Annotated in this window: 21 protein-coding genes and 4 tRNA genes; 13 read left to right on the forward strand and 12 right to left on the reverse strand. The window is 58.8% G+C overall.

Annotated features, from left to right (window positions below):
* Positions 1-149: 149 nt before the first annotated feature.
* A complete protein-coding gene (locus FHX16_RS15075) occupies positions 150-533 on the reverse strand; it encodes a hypothetical protein (protein ID WP_246712543.1) in 384 nt (127 codons plus the stop codon).
* Between the two features lie 616 nt (positions 534-1149).
* Here FHX16_RS15075 and FHX16_RS15080 point away from each other — a divergent pair.
* From FHX16_RS15080 to FHX16_RS15090, 3 genes are all read left to right on the forward strand, one after another.
* Positions 1150-1226, forward strand: a tRNA-Pro gene (locus FHX16_RS15080).
* Positions 1227-1443: 217 nt separating this feature from the next.
* Entirely contained in the window at positions 1444-1659 is a 216-nt protein-coding gene (locus tag FHX16_RS15085) for a hypothetical protein (protein WP_183751425.1), read from the forward strand.
* 177 nt (positions 1660-1836) lie between these two features.
* The gene (locus FHX16_RS15090) at positions 1837-2049 is read left to right on the forward strand and encodes a hypothetical protein (RefSeq protein WP_183751423.1); all 213 of its coding nucleotides are present in this window, start codon (positions 1837-1839) and stop codon (positions 2047-2049) included.
* A gap of 25 nt (positions 2050-2074) precedes the next feature.
* On the opposite strand, the gene FHX16_RS15095 is transcribed toward FHX16_RS15090, so the two are convergent.
* Genes FHX16_RS15095 through FHX16_RS15115 form a run of 5 tightly spaced genes read right to left on the reverse strand, consistent with a single transcriptional unit; the run spans position 2075 to position 7015 of the window.
* A complete protein-coding gene (locus FHX16_RS15095) occupies positions 2075-2368 on the reverse strand; it encodes a helix-turn-helix transcriptional regulator (RefSeq protein WP_183859302.1) in 294 nt (97 codons plus the stop codon).
* Positions 2365-3651, reverse strand: a complete 1287-nt coding sequence (locus FHX16_RS15100) for an O-antigen ligase (RefSeq protein ID WP_183859300.1) — start codon at positions 3649-3651, stop codon at positions 2365-2367. Before FHX16_RS15100 ends, FHX16_RS15095 begins: the two co-directional genes overlap by 4 nt.
* A complete protein-coding gene (locus tag FHX16_RS15105) occupies positions 3648-5207 on the reverse strand; it encodes an undecaprenyl-phosphate glucose phosphotransferase (protein ID WP_259129368.1) in 1560 nt (519 codons plus the stop codon). The genes FHX16_RS15100 and FHX16_RS15105 overlap by 4 nt, the downstream gene beginning before the upstream one ends.
* Positions 5208-5263: 56 nt before the next feature.
* Positions 5264-6433, reverse strand: a complete 1170-nt coding sequence (locus tag FHX16_RS15110) for a glycosyltransferase family 4 protein (RefSeq protein WP_183859296.1) — start codon at positions 6431-6433, stop codon at positions 5264-5266.
* A gap of 6 nt (positions 6434-6439) precedes the next feature.
* Positions 6440-7015 (reverse strand): polysaccharide biosynthesis/export family protein, encoded by a 576-nt coding sequence (locus tag FHX16_RS15115; protein WP_183859295.1) that lies wholly within the window; start codon positions 7013-7015, stop codon positions 6440-6442.
* A gap of 193 nt (positions 7016-7208) precedes the next feature.
* Between FHX16_RS15115 and FHX16_RS15120 the strand changes: the two genes are divergently transcribed.
* Positions 7209-9353, forward strand: a complete 2145-nt coding sequence (locus FHX16_RS15120) for a GumC family protein (protein ID WP_183859293.1) — start codon at positions 7209-7211, stop codon at positions 9351-9353.
* On the opposite strand, the gene FHX16_RS15125 is transcribed toward FHX16_RS15120, so the two are convergent.
* Both FHX16_RS15125 and FHX16_RS15130 read right to left on the reverse strand, forming a co-directional pair.
* A complete protein-coding gene (locus FHX16_RS15125; protein ID WP_259129370.1) occupies positions 9354-10553 on the reverse strand; it encodes a GNAT family N-acetyltransferase in 1200 nt (399 codons plus the stop codon).
* A 118-nt stretch (positions 10554-10671) separates the two neighbouring features.
* Positions 10672-10881: a DUF2842 domain-containing protein gene (locus tag FHX16_RS15130; RefSeq protein WP_007801121.1), complete on the reverse strand. Its 210-nt coding sequence runs from the start codon at positions 10879-10881 to the stop codon at positions 10672-10674.
* Positions 10882-10994: 113 nt separating this feature from the next.
* Between FHX16_RS15130 and FHX16_RS15135 the strand changes: the two genes are divergently transcribed.
* Positions 10995-12098 (forward strand): COX15/CtaA family protein, encoded by a 1104-nt coding sequence (locus FHX16_RS15135; protein WP_183859289.1) that lies wholly within the window; start codon positions 10995-10997, stop codon positions 12096-12098.
* A gap of 186 nt (positions 12099-12284) precedes the next feature.
* Positions 12285-13118 carry an NYN domain-containing protein gene (locus FHX16_RS15140; RefSeq protein WP_183859287.1) on the forward strand — a complete coding sequence of 278 codons (834 nt, stop codon included), beginning with the start codon at positions 12285-12287 and terminating at the stop codon, positions 13116-13118.
* A gap of 56 nt (positions 13119-13174) precedes the next feature.
* Here the strand turns inward: FHX16_RS15140 and FHX16_RS15145 are convergent, their stop codons facing one another.
* Positions 13175-16021 carry a ribonuclease E/G gene (locus FHX16_RS15145; protein ID WP_183859285.1) on the reverse strand — a complete coding sequence of 949 codons (2847 nt, stop codon included), beginning with the start codon at positions 16019-16021 and terminating at the stop codon, positions 13175-13177.
* A 636-nt stretch (positions 16022-16657) separates the two neighbouring features.
* Between FHX16_RS15145 and FHX16_RS15150 the strand changes: the two genes are divergently transcribed.
* From FHX16_RS15150 to prfB, 3 genes are all read left to right on the forward strand, one after another.
* A complete protein-coding gene (locus FHX16_RS15150; protein ID WP_183859283.1) occupies positions 16658-17923 on the forward strand; it encodes an N-acetylmuramoyl-L-alanine amidase in 1266 nt (421 codons plus the stop codon).
* A 242-nt stretch (positions 17924-18165) separates the two neighbouring features.
* Entirely contained in the window at positions 18166-20613 is a 2448-nt protein-coding gene (locus FHX16_RS15155) for a penicillin-binding protein 1A (protein ID WP_114712272.1), read from the forward strand.
* A gap of 99 nt (positions 20614-20712) precedes the next feature.
* A protein-coding gene (prfB, locus tag FHX16_RS15160; RefSeq protein WP_141652299.1) for a peptide chain release factor 2 occupies positions 20713-21844 on the forward strand; the annotation gives its coding sequence in 2 pieces (ribosomal slippage) (positions 20713-20781 and positions 20783-21844; 1131 coding nt in all).
* 95 nt (positions 21845-21939) lie between these two features.
* On the opposite strand, the gene FHX16_RS15165 is transcribed toward prfB, so the two are convergent.
* Positions 21940-22455, reverse strand: coding sequence for a hypothetical protein (locus tag FHX16_RS15165; RefSeq protein WP_183859282.1), 516 nt, complete (start codon positions 22453-22455; stop codon positions 21940-21942).
* 3 nt (positions 22456-22458) lie between these two features.
* Positions 22459-23232, reverse strand: a complete 774-nt coding sequence (locus FHX16_RS15170; RefSeq protein ID WP_183859280.1) for an NAD kinase — start codon at positions 23230-23232, stop codon at positions 22459-22461.
* A gap of 197 nt (positions 23233-23429) precedes the next feature.
* On the opposite strand from FHX16_RS15170, the gene FHX16_RS15175 reads away from it, so the two are divergent.
* Positions 23430-23505 (forward strand) — tRNA-Thr (locus FHX16_RS15175).
* Between the two features lie 742 nt (positions 23506-24247).
* Here FHX16_RS15175 and rlmB read toward each other — a convergent pair.
* Entirely contained in the window at positions 24248-25138 is an 891-nt protein-coding gene (gene rlmB, locus FHX16_RS15180; RefSeq protein WP_183751399.1) for a 23S rRNA (guanosine(2251)-2'-O)-methyltransferase RlmB, read from the reverse strand.
* Between the two features lie 207 nt (positions 25139-25345).
* Between rlmB and FHX16_RS15185 the strand changes: the two genes are divergently transcribed.
* The 3 genes from FHX16_RS15185 (at position 25346) to FHX16_RS15195 (ending at position 26383) form a co-directional block, all read left to right on the forward strand.
* Positions 25346-25430: transfer RNA gene (locus tag FHX16_RS15185), tRNA-Tyr, on the forward strand.
* 26 nt (positions 25431-25456) lie between these two features.
* Positions 25457-25530, forward strand: a tRNA-Gly gene (locus tag FHX16_RS15190).
* A gap of 265 nt (positions 25531-25795) precedes the next feature.
* On the forward strand, positions 25796-26383 hold the full coding sequence (locus FHX16_RS15195) for a hypothetical protein (protein WP_183859278.1): 588 nt from the start codon (positions 25796-25798) through the stop codon (positions 26381-26383).
* Positions 26384-26484: the final 101 nt, after the last annotated feature.

Here is a 26484-nt window from a genome sequence, read left to right on the forward strand (position 1 = left end):
GCCTTTGGCGAGCCGCTGCAAAGGAGACACAACGAGAGCGATCCTGGCAACCCGCAACAACGAATTAGGTCACGCAATGGAATTCGATCGGACATATGCAGGCAGCTGGCCGAGATCGAATGCCGTCGGAGGTATTCGAAGGATGAGCTTCAGATGATGACGCCGTTCTGTCGGCACAAATCGTTGAAGTTTGTCTTTGCGTTGCCTTGGGCGGTGAGAGTAAACGAGAAGCCGGCTCTCCCCGCCGGGCTGGTGTTTCTCAAAACGCCAGCGAAGGGCTCCCCGCCGGTAAAGGCGCCAGCCTTGTTTTTGGAGTTTACTACACCGCAAACGGAGACGACCCCCGGCTGTGTCTGCGTTGCCATTATGCTGGCGAACGTCGCAGTGGTGGGATCTTTAAGAAACTTTCGAGTTCCGTCCTGAACGGCGGCCGTCTCACCCTCTGAGAGCGTGTAGGGGATTGGTTGGTCGCGCGGAGTGACCGCCGCGCAAGAACTAAGCAGCAGTACCCCAGCCATCACGATCTTCCTCATGTCGTCCCCCAAGTGAATCGCGGAAATTTAGTGGTTTCGCTCATGGAGGATTCTATTAAGTAATTGCTAAGGCAAGCCATGATTTCGATGTATAGAGATTGTGTCTCAGCTGGAATTCCAGACGCTGTTGCGTCATCGGAATTCGTGGTTCCCTCAGCGAAGTCCTCATCCCGAAAGCCATTCATCTACGAAGGAACCGCCTCGATCGCGGGATTGCTGCTCGAATCCCAAGCCACCTCTACGGTACCTGAGGTCTGAAACATCGTGAGACGAAGGTCCGATGTTCGTCCGCTTATTAGAATCTATATTTCTCCCCACTGGCGTCAGTTTTTCTGCTGCTGGAGAACTGGAGGGCTGGGGCATCCGGTTCGCATGATCGAAGGACGGAAAGCGGAGAGCGAGCAACAACGCTCTCCGCTAGTTTGTTTGTTTTCATCGGACGCCGCATCAAACCTCCGGCCCGCCCAAATCGATTTCACAGCGATCAGAAACGAATGGCGTCAAGCATGCCCGCCTTTTTTCCACACCGCTCTTCCCGTAATATTTCCTGACGATCGATTTTTCCCTTGCACCAGAAATCCCAAAAGACTAACAGGATCAGGCCGTTTCGGCAGGTCGGGGCGTAGCGCAGCCCGGTAGCGCACTTGACTGGGGGTCAAGGGGTCGCTGGTTCGAGTCCAGTCGCCCCGACCATTTACACTAACCTTCGGCACCCCCAGAAGCCGGAAGGTATCTCTCCAACTCATGACTAGTCTTGTAGAAGAATGATGCGTCGAGCGGCACAACCGTGCTCTTCTGACTGCCTACCAATCTTTGCCAGACCTATTGCTGTCAGAAATTTGTCTTGGTAGCTCGAAAAAATATTAGTTTTCGATAATATACATCCGGCAAAAACATTGGTGGGTGACGGATGGCCAACCGCGAGACGAGCGAAACATGCAGGGAAACCCTGTCTGAGCCCTTTGCGACACTTGTCGAGAAGGCTACATCCTCGGGCTGGCCAGAGCACGAAGTTGCGCTGGCACTGAGCGATTTGGCCGAAGCCTATGTCTTCAAAGTCACCGCCAGGGTCATCATTGAGGGCTCGATCCAGTCAGAGCTTGCCTCAGAGCGGCTGAAAAACTGAGGCTGCAGCTTTTGGGACAAGCGCGTTGGTTCGCGTCATCACATATATGTTTCAAGCCGAAATGTTCGGTTGATAAATCGCCGGTCGGCGCGCATAGTGACCGCATCGTCGGCTATGGATGGGCGCCCGACGACAACGTTCCTGGTATCGACAGCCCCTGACGGGACCCGTGGCTTCATGCTTAAATCCCCAGTTCTTCCACGTGACCTGCCGCTTTTCTCGGACGATCTCGATCTTCTGTCCGGGGTGCTTGACGATGTCTGCAAAGACCGGAGGCTCGAGCGAAATACCTCGGCTGCCGAGGCCATCGGTGCGCTTCTGATCCAACTCTACCGGCAGGGGGTCAAGGATCAACGCAAGCTTGCGGCGCTCGCCAAGGCCTATTTGTAATTTGGAGCTTTGAACTACCGACGAGCTAGTCGTCGTTTGCAGCGTTGAGGTTTTCCGGGCGGATACCCTCATCGACTCCGGTTCGCGCTCTCAGCCTGACGCCCGGTCCACCTTCGTCATGATTGCCACTGGCAATGAAGATGATGCCTGCTGCCTCCAGCGCTTGCTTGATCGCGAGCAGCGCATGCGGCTCGCCGCCCTGCTCGTCGCGCTCCATCGTTTCGACTGTAGCAACAGGCAGACCGGATGCGGCTGCCAGTTCCTCGATGCTCATTCCGGTCATGGCGCGGGCGCCGCGCATTTGAGTCGCTGTTATCATAGATGAGAGACTAGCGCGCCGTCGCTTGTTCGCAAGCCCGATATGCGGCGCGCACCCGCAGGATTGCGCTTATGGCGCTCCTCCAGCGCCGCGCAACCCCACACGATGCCGAAAAGCAGGTAGACATGCCGCCAGTGGTCAATGTCGATGACGTTACCGATCGCGGCATGGCCAAGCACCCCGATCCAGGCGATCATCAAATACGGCTGCCAGGGACGATCCCTGAGAAGGTTTTTGAATCCGAGATAGATCGTGCAGCAGAGCATGGCGACATAGCTGACAAATCCGAGCCAGCCATAGCTCGTTAGCGACTTCAGCCAGATGTTATGTTCGTCCTCCGGAAACATCGTACCGAAGACCAGCGGCCCGATGCCGAGGGGACGCTCCATCATCATCGTAAAGCCGATGCGGTGACGATCGAAGCGGCCGAGGTGCTCACCATCATATTGCTGTACCAGCTGGGCTCGCGACGAGAAGAGCGCATTGACCTTCGGGAACTGCAAAGCAACGACCAGCGACGCTACCAGCAACATGATTGCAGCGAGAGACAGGATCAGGATGCGCAGGCGGAACGCTCCGCTGCGCTCCTTGAGCAGCATACAGAAGACTAGAATGACAATGCCGAGAAGGAAGAGGCCCCAAGCCGCGCGCGAGAAAGACAGAAACACACCAAGCGCAAGGATCAGCAGCGCGAAGGCCTTGATCGGTGCCGTTCTCAACTTGCCAGCAAGAATGCCGTGGACGAGATAGAGCGACGGTGGGACCAAGAACGGACCAAAGACGTTCGGATCCTGGAAGGCGCCCTTGGCGCGATCGTAGAGCGTGAAAACCTCCGCCCCTGGAAAGGCGTGAAAGTAGCCGAGAATTCCAAGGAGTGACGTGAAAACGGCGGCGAATGCCCAGGCATTGAAGATCAGCGGCAGACGCCGATGGCTTTCCTCGACAATTGCCGCATAAAAGATAGCCGTCAGTGCGAGGAAACTCGAGACCGCGACATACATCGGTCCGGTCCCCAGATCCTTCATCTGCGTCAACGACAGCATGCCACCGACGTTGAAAGCAAGTAGCAGAGCCAGAAGCGGCGCTGTGAATCGCGAAATTCTGAGACCAAGGATGAACCATATGCCGAGAAGCGCAGCCATCCAAAGTTCGTAAGGCGCCGGCTCGTTGATAACGAAACCTGAGAGAAAGACCCCGAAGGCGACCATTGCGGAACCAATGAGGCGCAGGGTCGCCCGCTGTGGCTGAGCAACGCGCGAATGTGTCGCCTCGACCGCGCTCAATAGGCGTTTTCCGTGTTGAACAGCCGGAAAGGCGTGAGAAGGAGGATCTTCAGGTCGAACCACAGCGACCAGTTCTCGATGTAGTAGAGGTCATAGGCCGTGCGGAACTTGATCTTGTCGTCATGGTCGACCTCTCCCCGCCAGCCATTGATCTGCGCCCAGCCGGTGACGCCTGGCTTCACGCGATGGCGGGCGAAGTAGCCCTCCACGACCTCACCGAAAGGACGATCCTTCGCCTGGGCAAGCACGGCATGCGGACGCGGCCCGACAAGCGACAGATCGCCCGTCAGCACATTGAAAAGCTGGGGCAGCTCGTCGATCGAACTCTTGCGGATGAAGCGTCCGACTGGCGTGACGCGCGGATCGCCTTTGGTGACGGCGGCGCGGCCGGTGGGATCGCCCTTGTCGGCGTACATCGACCGGAATTTGAAGACGTTGATGATCTCGTTGTTGAAGCCGTGGCGCTTCTGTCTGAAAAAGACAGGCCCCTTGGACGTCAGCTTGATGGCAATTGCGGTTGCCAGCATGATTGGCCAGAGAAACGCCAACGCGAGCAGTGCAAAGAAAATGTCGAAACAGCGCTTGGCGACCGAGTCCCAGTCGCGGATCGGTTTGTTGAAGATGTCGAGCATCGGGACGGAGCCGATGCGTGAATAGGCGCGGGGACGGAAACGCAGTCGATTGGCGTGGGCGGCCAGCCGGATATCGACGGGTAGCACCCAGAGCTTTTTCAACAGTTGCAGGATACGGGCCTCCGCGCTCAGCGGAAGGGAAATGATCAGCATGTCGATGCGAGTGATGCGGACGAACTCGACGAGTTCCGCGACCGTTCCAAGCTTCGGATAGCCGGCGACCATGATCGGTGACCGTTTCTCACCGCGGTCGTCGAAGATGCCGCAGATTCGGATGTCGTTGTCGGCTTGCTGTTCGAGGACGCGGATCAACTCTTTTGCCGGTTCTCCGCCACCGACGATCACCGCCCGGCGCTCCATGACGCCGTTGCGCGACCAGTTGCGGATGCCGTAGGCAATCAGGAAGCGAGCGGCAAGCAGGAAGATTGCACCGGCAATGAACCAGGCGATGTAAGCCTGCACCTGTGGCCATCCGACATTTCCAAAGAGCACACTGGCCGCCGTGCCGATCATGAAGACCAACGTCCACACACCAAAGACGCGGGGGAGCAGTCGCATACGGGTGCGTAGCGCCGGGATGGAATAGGTATCGGCCGTCTGGAGTCCAAAGACAAGTAAAGCCGCAATAGCAGCGGCGGCGGTGGCTCGCGCTGAAAGGGTCTCCGCGCCGCTCCCGGGCCAGAGAAGATAGACAAGCAAGCCGATCAGAAACTGCGACACAAATTCGAACAGTCGGAACTGACCGATGATGATGGCCGGCGAGCGGTTTCCGGCGCTGAATTGCTCGGCGATCTGACGCGCATAGGTATTGATCGGCTCCGGCCGAACCTTCTCATCCGCGTCTTCGCCGCGCCGATTGATGTCAGAAACCTGCTTGCGCAGCGCCTCCAGATCAAACTGATCGCTCTTCTCTGCCTTGTTCATGAGGCTACCGCCGCTGGTTATCAAAACGGCATTAGCAGAAAGCCCCTAAGAAACTTTTACGAAGCAACCGCAACAGCTTGCTTGGATTCGGAATCGAGGAGGTCGTGGTACAGTTTCAGGACATCGTTGGCCATAACGGAGGCCGAAAAGACCGATTTGACTCGTTCCGTCGAGGGCATGGCCGCATCGTGCCAGCCGGGGATGCGAATTGCATCAGCCATGACGCGTGCAAGGTCGTCGGCATCCTCGGGGTTGACGAGGGCGAGGCTGTCTCTTCCCAAAGCCTCAGGAATACCGCCGACGCGCGTGGCAATGATCGTCTTGCCGGCACCCAAGCCCTCGAGGACGATGTAGGGCATGGCTTCCGCCCGAGACGGAACAACGAGATTTTGGGACATGGCGAAAGCCTGTTGAACGCGCATTGCCGGCAGCATGCTGATCCGCTTGCCCAAGCCACGCTCGATCATCATATCGCGGTACCTGTCGCGATCCGGTCCGTCGCCGATCATTACGGCCGACAGCGGACGACCGAGGATGCGCTCGGCTTTCGCGAAGGCTTCCACAAAGAGATCGGGACCCTTAAGGTCCCGAAGCATGCCGACATAGATGTAGTGGACAGCATCCGAACGGGTCGGGATGAGTTCGAAGTCCCGCTCGGCGATCCCATTGTAGATCAGTCGGGTTTCTGTTCGCGGTCGCCCGACCTTCTTCGTGTAGGAATCACGCTCGTATTCGCAGATGAAGACGAGGGCGTCGGTGAAATACTCCTGCAAGCGCTCCATGCGGAGCACGAATTGCCCGACGAACGATCTGCGGGAATAATGCAGGCTCCCGCCATGCGCAGTATAGAGGCGGGCTACGCGATACCTGTTCACCCGCAGGGCTGAGCCGGCAAGCCGCGCGAGCACACCGCCTTTGGCGCCGTGACCGTGCAGCACATCCGGCCGCAAACTTTTGATGTTCTTGTACGTATCCCAGATCACCCCGATGTCGGAGAAGCTGACGTGCCGCCGCATGGGCATGCGCGTCAATCCCATCGAAAGAAAGGGACGAATGTCATCGAACAGGCGATCTTCGTGCTCGCCGCCCGTCGAGCTGTCGCAAAGGATTCCAACCTCGTGTCCCGCTTTGCTGTGCTCCAGTACGAGGTCGCGGACATGCCGGAAAATTCCGCCGACCGGTGACCTGAAGCAATGGAGGATGCGGAGAGGGCGCTGTTCGGTCATTGAGGATCAGAACAGTCGTTCACGAACGTAGATCGTGTCACCGGCGATGATCGCCGACGAGATGTTGACGCGACCGGTGAGTACCTGCCCGTTAATCTTGCGGGTCACGTCGACGGCGCCTTGATTGGCACGCGAGCTGAAGCCGCCGGCAACGGCGACGGCGTTCTGCACCGTCATCCCGGGGACGTAGGCATATTGGCCGGACTGGCCGACTTCCCCCATAACGAAGATCGAGCGGTAGCGGTCGACATCGATCGTGACATCGGGATCACGCAGGTAGCCTTGCCGGAGTTTCTGGGCAATCTGGCCCGAAAGCTGCTGCAGCGTCCGCCCGCGGGCCGGAACCTGGCCAACAAGCGGGAAGGCGATGTAACCAGCCTGGTCGATCGTGTAGGTGTTGGTCATGCTCGGTTGATCGAACACGGTAATGCGCAGCCGGTCGCCGCTGTCCAGCGAATAGGGCTGGATCGTCGCCTGGTTGAAAGCCTGAGGCGCCGGCTTGTAGCTGTTGCAGCCGCTCAGGACCGCGGTCATGGCGGCGAGGCTCAGAGCCATCAGGAACTTGGGCTGTGCGAAAGGCATCGCGTCTGCTCGTAGAAAAACGAATTCGGTCTCAGCCGTTATCAATCCGTTAGGGTTAATGGTCGGTAAAAACCGGCGATCTTTTTTAGCATCGACGAGTGCGACGTGTCGCCGGAATGCGGGAGCAAGCATTAACCGTTGGGTTACTATAGTCATTTACCCTCGCGGCCACGTTTGTTCTTGGAGTACAAGCATGTCCGGCGTATCGGGTAATCAGGATGTGGACATCGATCTCGGGCAATTAGTCCGCGCCGTTTGGGCACGCCGGCTGAAGGTTCTGGCAATCACCGCGTTGGGGGCAGGGGTCGCCTTCACGGGCGCAAAGATGATCTCGCCGAAGTACCGAAGCGAAACGCGCATCCTGATCGAGCCGCGCGCACCGGCCTTCGCCAATGCCCAAGCAGCCGATGCCAACGCCGGTCCATTGCTGGACGAACTCAACATTGCGAGCCAGGTGCAGCTACTCCAGTCGGCGGACCTCATCAAGCAGGTTATCAATAGCCAGAAGCTATATGATCTGCCGGAATTCGATGCGGCCGCGAACGGCTCGGCGCTGACAGATATTCTGGTGGCTCTCCACCTCAAGAAAAATCCCTATGAAAATCCCCCCGAAGAGCGCGTGATCGACGCGTTCACGGAGAGGCTGCAGGTCTATCAGGTTCCGGGGTCGCGTGTAATCGGCATCACCTTCACCTCGAAGGATCCGAAGCTTGCGGCAGTGATCCCGAACGCGATGGCGGCGGTCTATCTTGCTACCCAGAGCGGCGCGAAACTAGCCTCGAACTCCGAGGCGACACGCTGGCTGGAACCAGAGATCCAAAACCTCCGCCAGAAGGTAAATGACGCCGAGCAAAAGGTCGCCGAATATCGTGCCGAGCACGGCCTGTTGCCGACCAACGGTGGGGCGAATTTTCCAACGCAACAATTGAACGATATTTCGGCGGAGCTGACTCGCGTCCGCGGAGATCGTGCCAATGCCGAGGCGCGCGCCCAGTCGGTGCGCAATGCTCTCTCGGCCGGCGAGGCATCCGATACGTTGCAGGACATCATGTCGTCTCAGTCCATGCAGCGGTTGAAGAGCACGGAGTCAGGACTGCAGTCCCAGATCTCAGACCTGCAGACATCGTTGCTCAACAACCACCCGCGTCTGAAGAGCCTTCGCGCCCAGCTTTCGGATATCAAGGCGCAGATCCGGCAGGAGACGCAGAAAATCCTGGCGAGTATTGAGAACGAAGCGAAGGTCTCCGCTGTCCGCCAAAAGGAACTGGAACAGCAGGCCGACAAGCTCAAGGCCAACAGCGCGCAGGCCGGCGAAGACGAAGTCGGTCTGAACGCCTTGACGCGGGAAGCCGCGGCTCAGCGCCAGCTTTTGGAGACCTACCTGTCTCGCTATCGCGAGGCGGCTTCGCGTGCCGACAAGAATTCGAGCCCGGCCGACGCTCGCGTTGTGTCGAAGGCCATCCAACCTGTCGACCCTTATTTCCCCAAACTTGTGCCGATCGTCATTGTCGCTGCCTTGGCAACTCTTATCATGACCTCGATCACGGTCATGCTCGCCGAACTCTTCAGCGGACGGGCACTCCGTCCGGTAGGGTCTCCTGAGGAGGACGCGCGCGAGGAAGCCGACGAACCGACAGCGACGAGTGTTCTCCCGAAGCGGATCGCTACGCCGAGCCTGCTGGCAACGCCCGCAGACGATGAGCCGCCGGCCGAAACGCAAGAGGATGAACCGGTTGTCGAGGCGAGCGAGTTCTCGATCGCATCCGTGTCCGACTACCTTCGCGGCAGCAGGGCGCCTCTGGCAATTGCCATTTCACCGACCGGTGACGACGGATCCGCGGCGACCGTATCACTTGCCCGCAAGTTGGCGGAGGATGGCTCGCGTGTCATTCTGGTCGACATGACAGGCTCTGGCCTGCCGACCGACCTAATGGCCGAAGATCGCAGCATGCTTGGCATAACCGACTTGCTATGCGGGGATGCGGCCTTTGGGGACACAATCCACGGCGATAGTCGCTCGGACGCACACTTCATTCCGCAGGGGATTAGCGATCCGCATCGGGCAATGCGCGGCGCCGCTCGTCTCTCGCTTCTGCTGGACGCTCTGGTCTCGGCCTACGATTTGGTGATCGTGGAATGCGGCGCCGCTGATGTCGCCGGCGTTTCGCGCCTGACGCAAAGCAAGGACGTCGAAATCATCCTGTCGATGCCCGAGATCGTCGAACAGGAGTTCGTCACGGCCATGACCGAGTTCGAAGCGGCAGGCTACGAACGTGTGGTGCTGATGTCCGATGGCAGCGAGCCTATCGAAAGTGCGCTGTCGCAGCGTGCCGCCTGATCAAACACGGATTGCCCGGCGTATGCGTTGCGCAACGCGGTAAATCTTCGCGCGAGACTTGATGAAGGCTTTGCCTCTCGTGATCGCGCGATGCACCACACCACCGACACTACCCCTTAGGGAAAGCGGCAGAACGAGGTCATAGTGCTCGGTCTCCACAGGCGCCCAGGAGCGCTTGTAGCCCTGGTCGCCAAGGCCGAAGTCGAACAGGCTGACACCCTTGCCGTGCTGACCGGCGATCATCTGCCAGAATAGGAACTCGCCGGGGCTTGCCTCTGCCGCCACACTCTCATCGATCGCGCTGAGCTGGCAGATGACGTGGTCTCCCTTGCGCGAAATACCGGCGATCGCGGCGATATGGCCATCATGCTCGCCCTTCAAGCGGATCGCGTGCATCTCCAATCCCACCATGGAGTTCTCGCGTTCGCGGATGTCGATTGCGCCATGCAGGAAGGTTTTCGTTGCCTGATCTGCAAACACGTCCGGCAGGCCGAGTGCCTGAAACCGCTCGCTCTTCTGTGTGAAGAAACGATCGAGCAACTTATGTTGTTCATCCGCCGTGCCGCCGGCGACATAGTCGAATCCGCCGAGCGCCTCCAGGCGTCTCAGTTGGGTTCGGAACTTCTTGCGCCGTCCCTTCGCATTCAACTGTTGGACTGTTGCTTCCATGTTCTCGAAAAGGGGAAGCTGGTAGGCATGGTTCTGGTTTTGCACCATCGGCAACAACGCCAAGGGATTACGGCGGCCCCGCCATTCCAACGGGATGTTCTGCAGCAAGAGAAGGTCGGCACGCCCAATCAGCGCCCGACGCAGCAGCCCTGCGAACTTTTCCGGCTCGAGATCCTTGGCCAGTTCGATGAAGCGCGTTGTGAAGAGACCAGTGTTGATATTGCTGTGATCGGCAGCGATGAATCTCGCGGTGCGGAACCCATGAAACCTGTTGATTTCCACTGGCAGAATGAATGCTGTTTCCGCGCCAAGCCTGCCCCAGACAATTGACAACGGGTTCACATGGGCTTTGGCCCAGGACATGCACCAGTCGATGCCCTGATGCAGCGAATTCAGATTGTCGCGATCAAGCTCCCGCCAACGCACTTCCAGTGGTGCCAGACTGTCCAAGACGGTGATTTCGAGTTCGCAACCGTCGGACTCTGCTGAATGATGCGGTCTATCTGGAACAGGAAGCGTTTGCGCCTGCACGGTCTCTCTCCGGTCTGACTTGCCGGAGCGGAGAATAGGGCGGCGGGGCATCCAATTCGTTTATGAGAGACGTGGCACCGTCCTTTCCATCGATCAGGGTTATCCCGGCGTTAACGGCTCACTGCTGCTTCGGTCCGGCCATCCATTTGATGATGACCATGGCGGGGAGCACCCATAACAGGCCGGTCAGGAAAAAGTAGAGGAGTTGCCCCCACCATGGCGCGTTGCCGAGCGTTGCAACGGCAATCGTGTTTGCGAGCACCGCATAGGCGAGTACGAGCACGACAATCAGGATCGTACCGATGAATTTGCGGAGGCGGACTGGCATCAAATATCTTTCGCAGTGGTGTTCGGATTGCCGCGACGGCATGCCGCAAAGGTTCAGGGCTTGTTTTGCATGAGCTGCTCAGGCAAATCAACTGCCGGAAGTAAGGAGCAGCCATGGCCATCGCGAACTTGAGCACTGAACAGCAGATCCTGCGCGAGATCCGCCGGCAGGACGGCAATCGCCGCGCTGTCCGCATCTGGCTGGGCTTCGTGCTCCTGGCATTGTTCTGTCTGGTAATCGTCGGGGGTGCCACTAGGCTAACGAATTCGGGCCTGTCGATCACCGAGTGGAAGCCCATCCACGGCGTCATTCCGCCTCTGAACGCCGCCGAATGGGAAGAGGAATTCAAGCTCTACCAGCGCATTCCCGAGTATCAGCAGATGAACAGCGGCATGACCGTTGACGAATTCAAGGGCATCTTTTGGTGGGAGTGGGCACACCGGCTGCTCGCGCGCGGCATTGGTGTCATCTTCGCACTGCCGTTATTGTATTTCTGGATCACGGGTAGGGTGGAGAGACGGCTGCGCTGGCCTCTTTTCGGGATCCTGATGCTGGGCGGTCTGCAGGGCGCGATCGGCTGGTGGATGGTATCGTCGGGGCTTTCGGTCCGAACCGACGTCAGCCAATACAGGCTGGCCACGCACCTTGTGATGGCCTGTCTGATCTTCGCCTCCTGCATGTGGATCATGCGGGGTCTCGCACCGCACTCCGACGACCCGGCGCCTACGCGGAGCTCGTATGTCTGGGCGGGCGCAATTGCGGCGTTTGCGCTATTCCAGATCTACCTCGGCGCACTCGTAGCGGGCCTCGATGCCGGCTTTACCTACAATACTTGGCCGTTGATGGATGGTGCCCTCGTGCCCTCCGACCTGTTGATACAGCAACCGGCCTGGATCAATTTCTTCGAGAACCCAAAGACGGTGCAGTTCGTTCATCGACTGGGGGCCTATACCCTTTTCGCGCTGACGCTTGTCAACATGATCATTGCTCTGACCGCTGCGCCGTCCACGACCCATGCTCGGCGCGCCGTCGTCCTGTTTGCACTGGTGACGATACAGGCGGCGATTGGAATCGCTACCTTGTTGCTGGAGGTCCCGCTTCATTGGGGGCTGCTGCATCAAGCAGGAGCGCTTGTGGTTTTTGGTTTCACGATCGCCAACTGGCGGGGTTTCTGCGGAGAGTATCCGCGAGAGACCATGATTTCCGAGCGCGAGTGAAACGCGCTGCCAGGATCTGCGACGACCTCACCCTAACGCTGGAAGCGGGATGGACGTGCCGCCTGCCTCGTGAGGAAGAGACAGGCGGTCGACGTGTCATTTACTAACTTTATTACTAATAGTTGCGGGCAGTAGTTGGCTGGTTGATGCTGGGCGCCGGTCTATCACGAGAGACTGGAGCTATGAATGCCCGAGCGCCGTACGCCGCGACTTGCCGTGCTTATTGATGCTGATAACACTTCTGCAAAAATCGCCGCCGGCTTGTTCGAAGCGATCGCTAAGCTTGGCGAGGCAAGCGTGCGCCGCATCTATGGCGACTTCGCCAGTTCCTGCTCAAAAGCGTGGAACGACGTGCTGGTGCGACACGCGATAATCCCTCAACAGCAATTCGCATACACCACGGGCAAGAACGCTTCCGATATTGCGCTTGTCATTGACGCCATGGATCTCCTGCATACCGGCCGCTTCGATGGGTTTTGTCTTGTTTCCTCGGACAGCGATTTCACCCGATTAGCCTTGCGGATCCGTGAGCAAGGCCTCGATGTTTTCGGGTTTGGTGCGCAGAAGGCCCCTGAGAGTTTCCGTCAGGCTTGCCGTAGATTTATCTATACTGAGAACCTAGTGCCCACGGCATCATCAAACGGCACTGAGGCGACGCAAGCGCCCTCGCTCCGCCAGCCGAGTGCAGCGACGCCCGTTATCAAGAAGGTCATTGCGCAGATGGAGAGTGAAGATGGATGGGTATCGCTCAGTGCAGTCGGAGCGCAACTCGCAAATCTGGCGTCGGACTTCGATCCGCGGACATATGGCTTCCGGAAGCTAAGCGATCTGGTCAAGAAGACGAATTCATTCGACATAGATCATGTGGATGGGAAGCCGCTCCGCATGCGGACGAAAGCAGCAGTTGCCGACAAAAAGAACGGACACTTGGGCGCAACTGTGCCGTCAAAAGGCCATGTCGCATCTCGCGATGCTCCTCGCGATAACGCAAGCAATGCATCGAGCGCGCGGTTGACATAAAAAATCCGGCTGCGTCGCCGCAGCCGGACTGTATTACTTATCACCGAATATCCATCTTAGAAAAAACCGCGGCGCTGCCACCAGCCAGCTTTCTTCGGCTTGTCGCCTTCGCCCTCCGCAGCATCGCCGCGGGTCGACTTAACCGTCGGTTCGGACGAGGAGATGTTCGACTCTCTGTTGGCGCGGACAGGCTTTGCTTCCTCTGCGGCCGGCGTTGCGAGGTCTGCGGCCGCGGCCTCGACTTCAACATCAGCCTCGACAGCCGGTGTCGTCTCCTCTGCAACTTCCACAACAGGCTCTTCGACCGGCGATGCCTTGCGGCTTCGACGTGCGCGCTTCGGCTTCACGTCCTCGGTAACCGACGCGCCCGTCTCGACGGCGGCCATCGCCGGCTGAGCCTCGACGGCTTCTTCGGCGGTAACCTCGATGACTTCGGCAGCGGTCACTTCTGTCTCGCCCTCTCCAGCATCATCACTTGCCAGCTCGGCCTCAGAGCCCGCCTGCTCGCCGCCTTCCTCGCGGTTGCGGCGACCGCCGCGCTTGCCACGACGACGGCGCTTGCGGCGCTGGGTCTCATCACCTTCTTCACGCGCCTCAGAGGTGGCAGCAATGCTCTCGTCGCCTTCATCCTCGTCATCACCGTCGGTCAGGTCGCCTTCTTCCTCAGCGTCGGCCGACGTGTTGTCAGCGGCTACCGCTTCGCCATTGCCGTTGCGGCCCCGACGCCGACGCCGACGCTTGCGCTTGCGGCCTTCGCCATCGCCTTCGGTGCGCTGTGCCGGACGTTCCGCAGCAGCCGGCTTTGCTTCCAGTTCTTCTTCTTCCTCCTCGTCGACTTCGACAACTATATCGTCGTCCTCGTCATCGGGGATGGCGGCAAAGTTGAACAGGCTCTCGATCTTGACCGGGTTCTCGACCGGCTCGCCACGGTCGATTGCAAAGTGCTGCGACCCAACCGAGCCGTCTGCATCGACGATGATCGCGACACCGAAGCGGGCTTCGTAGTCAACGATCGTCTGGCGCTTATGGTTGAGCAAATAGAGCGCGATATCAGGCGTCGTGCGAACCGTGATGTCATGCGTGGTGTTCTTCAGCAGGTATTCCTCGATACCGCGCAGGACATGCAGGGCAACGGAAGACTGCGAACGCACGTGGCCGGTACCGCCGCAATGCGAGCAGACCTGCGTCGTTGATTCGAGAACGGAAGCGCGGATGCGCTGGCGCGACATTTCCAGAAGGCCGAAGTGAGAGATGCGACCGACCTGAATGCGGGCGCGATCGTTCTTCAGGCATTCCTTCAGCTTCTTCTCGACGGCGCGGTTGTTGCGCTTTTCTTCCATGTCGATGAAGTCGATGACGATCAGACCGGCAAGGTCGCGCAGGCGAAGTTGACGGGCGATTTCTTCCGCCGCTTCGAGGTTCGTCTGCAGCGCGGTATCTTCGATCGAGTGCTCGCGCGTCGAACGGCCGGAGTTGACGTCGATCGAAACCAGCGCTTCTGTCTGGTTCATGATCAGATAGCCGCCCGACTTCAGCGTCACCTGTGGCTGCAGCATGCGATCGAGCTGCGCCTCGATGCCGGAGCGCGAGAAGATCGGATGGATGTCGCGGTACGGCTGAACCACCTTGGCGTGGCTCGGCATCAGCATCTTCATGAAGTCTTTCGCTTCACGATAACCTTCTTCGCCGGCAACGATGATCTCGCTGATATCCTTGTTGTAGAGATCGCGGATCGAACGCTTGATGAGCGATCCTTCCTCGTAGACGAGGCAGGGAGCGGTCGACTGCAGCGTCAGCGTGCGGACGTTTTCCCACAGACGCATCAGATATTCGAAGTCGCGCTTGACCTCGACCTTGGTGCGGTTTGCACCTGCGGTGCGCAGGATGACGCCCATGCCCTGCGGCACTTCGAGCATCCGAGCGATTTCCTTCAGGCGCTTGCGATCCTGCGGATTGGTGATCTTGCGGGAGATGCCGCCGCCACGCGCCGTATTCGGCATGAGGACGGAGTAACGGCCGGCCAGCGAAAGATAGGTCGTCAGGGCGGCACCCTTGTTGCCACGCTCTTCCTTTGCCACCTGTACTAGCAGGATTTGGCGGCGCTTGATGACTTCCTGGATGCGATACTGCTTGCGCGGCTTGCGCTGGACGCGATCGGGAACTTCTTCCATCGCGTCTTCGGCGCCGACGGATTCGATCACTTCCTCTTCATGGTCGTGATCGTCGTCATCGTCATCGTCGCTGCGACGGCGGGCGTCGACCTCTTCGGAGATCGAGTCGGTTTCGACCATCGCGGCCATCTGGCTACCAGAGGAGCCTTCGTCGTCGTTGTCGGCGGCCGCTTCGCTGGCAGGCTCGTCGCTTGCAGGCGCTTCAACAGCAGGCGCTGCCTTCTTGCGGCTGCGGCGGGGCTTTGCCTTCTTGGCTGGCGCTTCCTCGGCAACTTCCGCAACGGCCTCGACCGTCTCGGTTGCTGCGGCAGGGTCTACTTCAGGAGCTGCTTCGGCTGCCGGCGCTTCGGCGACCGCCGCTGCGACGCCAACGTCAGGCTGTTCCTGAGTGGAGAGATCGACCGGCGCCGTCTCGACGTGTTCTACGTCGTCGTCGCGGCGATGCTCTTCGGCTTCGGCGCGAAGCAGGGCCTGACGATCGGCAAGCGGGATTTGGTAGTAGTCGGGGTGGATTTCGGCAAAGGCCAGGAAGCCGTGCCGGTTGCCGCCGTAATCAACGAAGGCTGCCTGCAACGAGGGTTCGACCCTCGTTACCTTTGCGAGATAGATGTTGCCGCGGATCTGCTTCTTGTGCTGTGACTCGAAGTCAAATTCTTCTATGCGGTTTCCGCGAACGACAACAACGCGCGTCTCTTCCTCGTGAGACGCGTCGATAAGCATCTTGTCTGCCATGTAAGGTGTGCTCCTCGGCGCGGTCGAACGTCGGCATCCCCTCGGGTCGATGAGACAGGAGGGGTGCGGCTCGTCAATGCGGCGCCGGATAATGAAAGTCGCGATTGGTGCGGTGTGGAAAGCAGCAGCCAGACAGCAGCGGGGGAGACGTTCTCCCGGGGCCTGTAGACTTCAGATAAAACCTGCTGCGACACCATCAAAGACCAAGCGAGATCAACAAAACTAAGACCTTGTTCAGGTCCGATGAGTTTGCTCTCTCTGTAAAGAGCGGTTGGTGGCTATCCCACCGATGAAGTTCCCGCATACGCAGGAAAATTCAGGATCCAATTTCGAGTGGAAACACATAAGACGGCGGACGATTGCCGGTTGTGGCGCCAGTTCCCTTGCGGTTTGGCTGCCGTGCAGGCGACTCTATCCCGTCAGCACTTCTACCCTAAAAATCCTTGTATGTTTTCTCTGTCACAATAGCAAGGGAAAAGCCAAATGTGCCATAATATTGATGGATTTTGGAAGGCATACAAAATCGGGGATTAAGGGCGCCGATTCGGCTCCATGGCCGCGAACGGCGCCGGTACCGGCGAATTCGCGTTTACCGGGAGAACTTGATCGGAATGATATTTAAGGTGTGGCGGTCGATTGTTTAAGAGGGTACGACCCGCGTCGGTGATATCCGGATGGCGGAAAACGAGTTTTGCCGGCGCGGTGGCCGTTGCTGCGGCCGCAATGGCCTTTGCGTTTCCTCCACCGGCACGAGCAAACGAGATGACAAAGGTCGATCCGCTGCTCGCCTATGGCGCCCGCATCATCGGCGATGACGCCCGGACTCGCATCGTTATCGACTTCGATCGCGCCCCGGATTTTTCGATTCATTACATCGCCAATCCCGAACGCGTGGTGATCGATCTTCCGGCGACAGCTTTCGGCTTCCCGGCGGGCGATCTCGAGGCGAGGGGCCTTTTCAAGGACATCCGTTACGGAAAGATGGATGAGGACAGCGCCCGCATCGTGCTGACCGCCAAAAAACCGGTGAAGCTGGAAGTGGCCAAGGTTCAGGCGGATGACGACGGCAAGGGTCATCGCCTAGTCCTCGACGCCGCGATGACCGACAAGGATAAGTTCGCCGACCTCGTCAAGGCTCAATCATGGAGCGATCCTTCACCCCAGCCGACCACCGGGGCAATTCCGGCGCCTGAGAAGCCGGTCAACGGCGATTTCATTATCGCTGTCGATGCCGGCCACGGAGGGATCGATACCGGCGCAATTGGCGTCGATACCAAGACGCAAGAGAAGGACGTAACGCTCGCTTTTGCCAAGGCACTGGCCGATAGACTGAATCGGGAGACTGGCATCAAGGCGTTTCTGACCAGAAGTGACGACTCGTTCCTGTCGCTATCCGAGCGCGTGGAGATTGCCCGCCAAAACCACGCAGGGCTATTCATTTCGATGCACGCTGATACCTTGAAGCAGAAGGACATTCGCGGCGCGACGGTCTACACGATTTCCGACAAGGCCTCGGACAAGCTCGCAGCCGATCTCGCCGACCGCGAAAATCTTTCAGACCAGATTGCCGGCAAGGAGACCGTGGCCGAACCTCCTGAGGTCGCGGATATTCTGCTGGATCTGACGCGCCGCGAAACGCAGGCTTTTTCGATTTCCTTGGCGGAGAGTGTACTCACGTCGTTCAAGGATCAGGTGGGGACAATCAACAATCCTCATCGCCATGCCGGTTTCCGCGTTCTGCAGGCGCCGGATGTCCCGTCTATCCTGTTGGAATTGGGCTTCCTTTCGAACAAGGACGACGAAAAGCTCCTGCTTGATGATGCATGGCGGGGAAGGATGGCAGATCTGCTGACGGAGGCAGTCAAACACTACCGCACGGCGATGGTTGCAAATGGTGGCTGATTGCGGCCGTGGCGCAGATGTGACACTTGCTGGGGTAACGCGATTTCAATGTGGGAATAGCGCTTCAAGGCCCTATTTTACTCACATTCACGCCGTTACTCAGCCTTGTGTTTCCATCGATGAAACTGAATTGGCTTGTGGCGAAAACGCTCATGGAGTAAGTCGCCCAACGTGCAAGATGCCCGATCCCTGCGATTGTTACGCTCGCGCCGATCGATGATTGAGATACCGGTAGCTTAAATATGATTAGACTTCTTGGATATTTCTTCGGAGTGGCTTGCGTCCTGTTCCTGGGCGTAGCGGCTATTGTTGCCGTTTATTTGGCAACCGTCACGAAGGATCTTCCGGACTACGCAGTGCTGAGTAGCTACGAGCCACCGGTAACGACCCGCGTCCATGCAGGCAACGGCGCGCTGATGGCGGAGTATGCCAAGGAGCGCAGACTGTTCCTGCCGATCCAGGCAGTCCCGGATCGCGTCAAGGCTGCCTTCCTGTCTGCTGAAGACAAGAATTTCTATCAGCATCCCGGCATCGACGTGACTGGCTTCGCTCGCGCAGTGGTCGCCTATCTGACCGGCGGCCCGACCCAGGGCGGCTCGACCATCACCCAACAGGTCGCCAAGAACTTTCTGCTTTCCAGCGAGCAGACGATGGAGCGCAAGGCGAAGGAAGCGATCCTCTCCTTCCGTATCGAGCAGGCCTACAGCAAGGACAAGATCCTCGAGCTGTACCTGAACGAGATCTTCTTCGGTCTGAACTCCTACGGCATCGCCAGCGCGTCGCTCACCTATTTCAATAAGTCGGTGAACGAACTGACGATCGCTGATGCGGCCTATCTTGCGTCGCTGCCAAAGGGGCCGGCCAATTATCATCCCTTCCGTCATCCCGAAGCAGCGGTCACCCGCCGCAACTGGGTCATCGATCGCATGGTCGAGAATGGCTATGTCAGCCAGTCCGATGGCGCCGAAGCCAAGAAGCAGCCCCTTGGCGTGACCGGTCGCAGCAGCGGTCCCTCGCTCTTCGCATCCGGCTATTTTGCCGAGGCAGTCCGTCGCCAGCTGATCGAGCAGTACGGCGAGAAGATGCTGTACGAAGGCGGTCTGTCAGTCCGCACGTCGTTTGATCCCGAGCTACAGGTCTTCGCCCGCAAAGCCCTTCAGGATGGTCTGACGAATTATGACGAGCGCCGTGGCTTCCATGGTCCGATCAAGCAGATCGACACTGCGGCCGATTGGGGCAAGGCGCTTGCCGATATTCCGGCACTGACGGATGTCCCCGAATGGCAATTGGCTGTTGTGCTGGCTGTCTCGGACGACAGCGTCGACATCGGCCTGCAGCCGCCCAAGGACGGCGCGGGCAAGATTCCGTCCGAGCGCGAGCGCGGGATCATCGAGGCCAAGAACCTGCAGTGGGCATATCGCTCCGCTACTGGCCGGAAGACGGCGAAGTCGCCCGAAGGGGTCCTCTCCGCCGGTGACGTCGTCTATGTAGAGCGGCTGGGTGCTGAGGGCTCCAATTCTTACCGGCTTCGCCAGCCGCCAAAGGTCGAGGGCGGCCTGGTGGCGATGGATCCGAAAACGGGTCGCGTGCTTGCCATGGTCGGCGGCTTCTCCTATGCGCAATCGGAATTCAACCGTGCCACCCAGGCGATGCGCCAGCCGGGATCGTCCTTCAAGCCGTTCGTATACGCGGCGGCCATGGACAACGGCTACACACCGGCCTCGGTCGTTAGCGACGATCCGCTCTCGATCCAGACGGGCAATGGCCAGGTTTGGGCGCCAGATAACTACGAAGGCGAGGGTGGTGGCGCCAACACGCTTCGCTTCGCTATCGAGCACTCGCGCAACCGCATGACCGTTCGCCTCGCCAACGACCTCGGCATGAATGTCGTTGCTGAATATGCCGAGCGCTTTGGCATCTACGATCACATGATGCCGGTTCTCGCCATGTCCTTGGGTTCCGGCGAGACGACGGTGTTGCGCATGGTGTCGGCCTATTCCGTCATCGCCAATGGCGGCAAGCAGATCAAGCCGACACTGGTTGACCGCATCCAGGACCGCTACGGACGCACGATCTTTAAGCACGAAGAGCGCGTTTGCGAGGGCTGCAACGCCAGCGACTGGCAAAACCAGGACGAACCGAACGTCGTCGACAATCGCGAAACCGTTCTCGATCCGATGACCTCGTACCAGATCACCTCGATGCTGCAGGGCGTCATCCAGCGTGGCACTGCAGCCGGCAAGATTGATCTCGGCGGTCGTGATGTCGCGGGCAAGACCGGGACGACCAACGACGAGAAGGATGCGTGGTTCGTCGGGTTCACGCCGGACCTCGTCGCCGGTCTCTACATCGGGTTCGACTCGCCCTCGACCCTTGGCCGTGGCGGCACCGGCGGCTCGCTGTCGGCGCCGATCTTCAATGAATTCATGCAGACGGCCGTCAAGGACATGCCCGAGTCGAAATTCGTTATTCCTGCCGGGATGAACCTCATCCCGATCGACCGCAAGACCGGTATGGCAGCCGCGCAGGGTGATCCGAACACGATTATCGAAGCCTTCAAGCCCGGCACCGGTCCTGCCGACAGTCTGTCGGTCATCGGGATGGACAACGCTATGGCACCTGAGGAGATTCTGCGGACCTCTCCCCAGGCCAATCAGGCAGTTCAGTCCGGCGCCGGCGGCCTTTACTAAGTCTTCCCCGAACTCTTGTGGCGGCTGCGGCTCTTTACATCCGCAGCCGCCACAATTATCTGACGGGCAATCTTCGTAGCAACGCAAAGAAGCAGGAAAATGCGAGCGGAAATCCAGAACGTGGTCGATGAAACCAAGCAGGCTATCACCCTGCTGAGGAGGCATCTTTGACTGGGACCAGGCGGTAAGGCGACTGGACTGGTTGAACAACAAGGCAGAGGATCCGACCCTCTGGAACGATGCGCAGGAAGCACAGAAGCTGATGCGCGAACGCCAGCAGCTGGACGACGGCATCAATGGCGTGAAGCAGCTCGAGCAGGAGCTGACCGACAATATCGAGCTCATCGAAATGGGCGAGGAAGAGGGTGACGAAAGCGTCGTCAAGGACGCCGAAGATGCCCTCAAGGGATTGAAGGCCGAGGCTGCCCGGCGTCAGGTCGAAGCGATGCTTTCGGGCGAAGCCGACAGCAACGACAGCTATCTGGAAGTTCACTCCGGCGCAGGCGGCACGGAAAGCCAGGACTGGGCCAACATGCTTCTGCGCATGTACACGCGCTGGGCCGAGCGTTCGAAGTTCAAGGTCGAGCTTCTCGAAGTCCACGACGGCGAAGAAGCGGGCATCAAGTCCGCGACGCTGCTGGTGAAGGGTCACAACGCTTATGGTTGGCTGAAGACCGAGTCGGGCGTTCACCGCCTCGTGCGCATCTCGCCCTATGACAGCAATGCACGTCGCCACACCTCCTTCTCGTCGATCTGGGTTTATCCCGTGGTCGACGACTCGATCAACATCGAGATCAATGAAAGCGATTGCCGCATCGATACCTACCGTTCATCGGGAGCGGGTGGTCAGCACGTTAACACGACCGACTCGGCCGTGCGTATCACGCACATTCCGACCGGTATCGTCGTCGCCTGCCAGCAGGAGCGCTCGCAGCACAAGAACCGCGCCAAGGCCTGGGATATGCTGCGTGCCCGCATGTACGAGGCGGAGTTGAAGAAGCGCGAAGAAGCGGCAAACGCAGAAGCGGCGTCCAAAACCGACATTGGCTGGGGACACCAGATCCGTTCGTACGTCTTGCAACCATATCAGTTGGTCAAGGACCTGCGGACCGGCGTGGCGAGCACAGCACCAGGCGACGTGTTGGACGGTGAACTCGACGAGTTCATGGAAGCAGCTCTTGCGCACCGCATCAGCGGCAAGCCGGACGCGGTCGTCGACGACGTTGACTGACTACTGTCAACCGGATTTGAGAAGGCCTCGAAAGAGGCCTTTTTCATCGGCAAAGCCAGTTGGCTTAGGGGTGCGCGACGTTCAGCGGCAAAGTGTTAGTTGCTTGCCTTCCCGACAGTGACCTCACCAAATTCGTCGATGACGACCGTCCAGGTCTCCGATTCCGCATCCGGATCGGTCTTCAGATAAACCATAGCGAAAAGGCCGGGCTCCTTGAGCATTCCGGAGGAGTTTTCTGGCCGGATGTCGGTGACATATGGCTTTAGCTCGTTGAGTTCTTGCAATTCAACCGTCGAGGCGATCGCCGGCCCGCCGTCCCCCTGCTCGATCTGTTGTAGGTAGATCTTGGCCGTGCGGTCGGATTGCCGGACCGCAAACAGTTTGTAGTAACCATGGCGCGGCTTGGCTGTCGCGGGACTCGATGCCGTCGGCTGAGGTGCCGATGGTGCCCGTTGAACGGCAGGTGCGGTGCCGTCGTCTTCCCAGTAACCCGTGCTGGTCGCAAATATGATCGAAGCCGGCAGGATCGGATCATCCGCCGCCGCGGTTTGAGCGTAGAGCGAGGATGCTGTGAGCAGCATTGCACAAAGCGCCGTTGGTCGCAGCCCCATTTCTCAGTCCTCAAACTGTTCGGCAAGAATACGATCGGACCATGAGCGATCAGGATCGGAAAGAATGCGTGCCGTGGTATGTTCCGACTGAGCGATGCGAATGTGAAGCACCGATTTCACTTCGGTATTGTCGGCAACGGCGTTCACCGGGCGCTTCTCCGCCTCGAGAATATGGATATCGACGGTCACCTTATTCGGCAAAAGCGCACCGCGCCAACGCCGCGGCCGAAACGCGCTGACGGGTGTCATCGCCAGCAGCGGCGCGTCAAGCGGCAGGATTGGGCCATGGGCGGAGAGGTTGTACGCCGTCGAACCCGCTGGCGTTGCCACCATCAGGCCGTCACAGATGAGCTCGTCAAGGCGAACGACGCCATCGACCTCAACCCGAAGCTTGGCGGCCTGGTAAGACTGACGGAACAACGACACTTCGTTGATGGCAAGTGCTGTCGAATTCGAGCCGTCCGAATTCGCGGTCGTCATCTGTAAGGGGTGAAATGCGTTTTCGACGGCCGCACAGATCCGATCCTGAAGTTTCTCCGTTCGGTATTCGTTCATCAGGAAGCCGATCGAACCGCGATTCATGCCGTAGACAAGCTTGCCCGAGTTCATCGTACCGTGCAGCGTCTGCAGCATGAAGCCGTCGCCACCAAGGGCGACGATGACATCGGACTCGTCGGGGGGCACGTCGCCATAAATGCGAATCAGCTCTTCCCGCGCCGCCAGCGCCTCGGTCGCCGAGGAGGCAAGGAAGGAAAGCGTCTGAAATGAACGGCCCATGGAGTTCCCTTTTCTGATCTCGGCCTAGCTAAATGATTGCAAGCCCGACCGACAAGGCGTTTTATGCCAATAACCGTTCGCCGGAGCGCCCGAGCACGTTCGGACGTCAACACCCATGGTGACACCGCGCCGATGAAATGAGGATGGCGCCGATTTCTTCTTTACAGGACCGCAGAATCTGGTACTTGGCAGGCATCGCCCTTGTAGCTCAGTTGGTAGAGCACCTGATTTGTAATCAGGGGGTCGCGGGTTCGAACCCTGCCGGGGGCACCATCCTTCTCCAATTGAGCATAGTTGTTGCCCGTTGACGTAGACGGTGGCGCTTTCGCAGCTTTAGTTTTGAGCTGTCTGTCGCACGCTGGCCTGCAACTTCGCGCCGGGGCGTTCTCCAGCTCGTGAGGGCGTGACGACGATGTTCAGAACGGAGGCAATCATCAAAACAATGACGGCGATCATCACTCGCACGTGTTTCTCCTTGAAAATCGTGCGTGGCAAACGCCTCAGATTGATCTCAGTTCCGCGGGCGATCGATCCAGCCGTTATTCCGCGGGCGGAGGAATAGGGCGTTCGGGCGCCGGTGCAAGCGGAGCGGGTTGGTGGATTGGTTGCGACTTGTCGATCCAAGCAATGCTGAGGATGAGGGCTACGAATGCAGCGACGAAGAGAGTGCCGACAATGAGGGAGCGGACAGCCATATGGGATACGTTCCTCCTGTTCGAGTGCGGGAAGCTATAGAGGATGACAGAGCTAAATCCGAGGCGTGCGGAAGTTTTTTCTGACCACGAGCAACGGTTTACCGGCTCCTTCCCTGCGTTGCCGAGGCTGCCGTCTTCCCGTAAGTCGAATGAAATGGTCGGTCGTTCGTGCTTATCAGTACGAGAAGCGCTCGTCGGGCCGTTGCGCGGTCTCCGGAGGGTGACATGGCGAAAGTCGTTCGCACTTGCAGTCACTCCCGGGGCAAGGTGGGTCGATTGAGGCAGGAGCGGCATACCTTCGCCGCTCCGCCGCTATCGCATCATGCTTTCAGATGCAGCCGCGCCGCATAGAGCGCGATCGCCGCTGCATTCGAGACATTTAAAGATTTGATAGCGCCTGGCATGTCTAGCCGCGCAAGTGCGCTCACGGTTTCGCGCGTCTTTTGCCTTAGCCCCTTGCCTTCGGAGCCCAATACCAACGCCACCTTGTCACCCGAGAATGTACCCTCGAGCGGAGCCGGGCCCTCCGAATCAAGGCCGATCGTGAAGAAGCCGAGCTTGTGTAGTTCGCCGAGCGCGTCTGCAAGGTTGGTGATTTGGATATAGGGGATGAGTTCCAGCGCGCCTGAAGCTGACTTCGCCAATACGCCCGATTCGGTCGGGCTGTGGCGCTGCGTGGTGATGACGGCACCGGCATTGAAGGCCACTGCGGAGCGCATGATGGCGCCGACATTGTGCGGATCGGTCACCTGGTCGAGCACGAGCAGTAGCGGGCTGTCCTTCAGCGCTTCCAGCCGGCGAACGGGCAGAGGCCGGGTTTCCAGCATGACGCCCTGGTGGATCGCGTCCGGGCCAAGGAACTTGTCGATATCATGCGGGGCGACGATCTCAACAGGGATACCGAGTGAATCGGCATCGACCTCAAGACGGGCGAGCGCGTTCTGGGTCACCGAGAGCCTGACGTTCTTGCGCTCCTTGTTGTCGAGCGCGGCACGAACCGTATGAAGACCGTAAAGGTAGACCTGTTCAGGTGCGAGTGCCGGTGGCTTCCAGTCCTCGGCGCCGCGCCGGCGCTTCTGCGGCGGCGGTGTCGGGATCTCGCCGCGTTCACGCTTGCTGTCGCGATGCGCGCGGCGCAGGGTTGCGTAATGTGTGTCCTTGGCGGACTTCTCGTTTGTGGGCTTGCCACCGCTTTTGTTGTCTTTGCTCATGCGGCTTTATATCCGGGGCGCTTCTTTCCGCATAGGATTTCTTTCAGGAGCCCACCTTTCCCCGGGCGATGAAATTTTTCACATTTTTTCCACCGTCATCGTGTTGACATGCGGAAATCGTCCGGTCATATACGCGGCGCAGACCGAGGGGCGGCAACGCTTCGAAAGTCTGACGAGCTTGGTCTCACGATCCGGACGAAAAAAACTGGAGAGATGCCCGAGTGGTTAAAGGGGACGGACTGTAAATCCGTTGGCTCAGCCTACGTTGGTTCAAATCCAACTCTCTCCACCATTCGTCATTGGATCGGATACCACCCCGCGGGTATAGCTCAATGGTAGAGCAGCAGCCTTCCAAGCTGAATACGCGGGTTCGATTCCCGCTACCCGCTCCAAGTTTTTCCGGCCACTCAGCAATACCGCGTGTCGCTCCGTGTCACCTCATTTCACTTGCGCTCTTCGGCGCGCGAGGGCTGCCGAACCTTGCCCTGCTTAAGGCGAAAGCTATTCCGCTATCTCCGACGCATTCCGAGGCGCGAGGATGCCGGCTCAGTCTTGCTTTCGACTGAAGTACCACCAAAGACGAACTTGGCGTGCGGAGCGGAAACCGCGAACAATGAACCTGGATGAAGTGCTTCGCACGCATCGTGGGGATCGCGAGTGGCAGAGATTTTTAATTGGCAACCCAGCATCGGCGACCCCACGATCGGTGGCTGGATTACCGTCGCCTTATACTTGCTTGCTGGCATAAGCTGCTGGAAAACAAAGGGCGTCGTCTTTCGACAAGATCCGAACCAGCAATCCGACGGCTCCATCTGGCGTGCGATCTCCGTGGTATTTTTCCTTCTCGGGATAAATAAGCAACTCGATCTTCAGTCAGCAATGACCGAACTCGGCCGTGTGGTAGCCCATTCCGGCGGGTGGTATGAGATGCGTCGGACTGTGCAGGTTTACTTTATCATCGGCATCGTGGCCGCATGCGCAGCCGCGGTACCTGCTTTACTTTTTTGGGCAAGAAAATCACCACGTGAGACTTGGCTGGCGCTTGTCGGTTCAACGTTCGTGCTGGGCTACGTACTAATTCGCGCTGCATCTTTTCATCATTTCGACCACTTCCTCAGTAGCCGCCTCTTTGGCTTCAAGTGGCTCTGGTTCTTCGAAATGACGGGGATCACGATCGTGTTGCTTGCTAGCGAGTGGCGTCGAGCAAGCCTTGTTTATCGAATGGCACGACCTATTGCCCGTTGACGCCTGCGACCGCATCGGATGATTAGTAATTCACCCAAAGCCTTCCCAGCTGAATACGCGGGTTCGAATCCCGCTACCCACCAAGCTGCGCTGTCGCAAAT

This window comes from Rhizobium sp. BK661, assembly GCF_024808825.1.
Taxonomy (GTDB): domain Bacteria; phylum Pseudomonadota; class Alphaproteobacteria; order Rhizobiales; family Rhizobiaceae; genus Rhizobium.

Excerpts from the sequence above, each read along its gene's own strand:
- FHX16_RS15075 (WP_246712543.1), bottom strand. The coding sequence starts at position 533 with ATGAGGAAGATCGTGATGGCTGGGGTACTGCTGCTTAGTTCTTGCGCG.
- FHX16_RS15085 (WP_183751425.1), top strand. The coding sequence starts at position 1,444 with ATGGCCAACCGCGAGACGAGCGAAACATGCAGGGAAACCCTGTCTGAG.
- FHX16_RS15090 (WP_183751423.1), top strand. The coding sequence starts at position 1,837 with ATGCTTAAATCCCCAGTTCTTCCACGTGACCTGCCGCTTTTCTCGGAC.
- FHX16_RS15095 (WP_183859302.1), bottom strand. The coding sequence starts at position 2,368 with ATGATAACAGCGACTCAAATGCGCGGCGCCCGCGCCATGACCGGAATG.
- FHX16_RS15105 (WP_259129368.1), bottom strand. The coding sequence starts at position 5,207 with ATGAACAAGGCAGAGAAGAGCGATCAGTTTGATCTGGAGGCGCTGCGC.
- FHX16_RS15110 (WP_183859296.1), bottom strand. The coding sequence starts at position 6,433 with ATGACCGAACAGCGCCCTCTCCGCATCCTCCATTGCTTCAGGTCACCG.
- FHX16_RS15115 (WP_183859295.1), bottom strand. The coding sequence starts at position 7,015 with ATGCCTTTCGCACAGCCCAAGTTCCTGATGGCTCTGAGCCTCGCCGCC.
- FHX16_RS15120 (WP_183859293.1), top strand. The coding sequence starts at position 7,209 with ATGTCCGGCGTATCGGGTAATCAGGATGTGGACATCGATCTCGGGCAA.
- FHX16_RS15130 (WP_007801121.1), bottom strand. The coding sequence starts at position 10,881 with ATGCCAGTCCGCCTCCGCAAATTCATCGGTACGATCCTGATTGTCGTG.
- FHX16_RS15135 (WP_183859289.1), top strand. The coding sequence starts at position 10,995 with ATGGCCATCGCGAACTTGAGCACTGAACAGCAGATCCTGCGCGAGATC.
- FHX16_RS15140 (WP_183859287.1), top strand. The coding sequence starts at position 12,285 with ATGCCCGAGCGCCGTACGCCGCGACTTGCCGTGCTTATTGATGCTGAT.
- FHX16_RS15145 (WP_183859285.1), bottom strand. The coding sequence starts at position 16,021 with ATGGCAGACAAGATGCTTATCGACGCGTCTCACGAGGAAGAGACGCGC.
- FHX16_RS15155 (WP_114712272.1), top strand. The coding sequence starts at position 18,166 with ATGATTAGACTTCTTGGATATTTCTTCGGAGTGGCTTGCGTCCTGTTC.
- FHX16_RS15165 (WP_183859282.1), bottom strand. The coding sequence starts at position 22,455 with ATGGGGCTGCGACCAACGGCGCTTTGTGCAATGCTGCTCACAGCATCC.
- FHX16_RS15170 (WP_183859280.1), bottom strand. The coding sequence starts at position 23,232 with ATGGGCCGTTCATTTCAGACGCTTTCCTTCCTTGCCTCCTCGGCGACC.
- rlmB (WP_183751399.1), bottom strand. The coding sequence starts at position 25,138 with ATGAGCAAAGACAACAAAAGCGGTGGCAAGCCCACAAACGAGAAGTCC.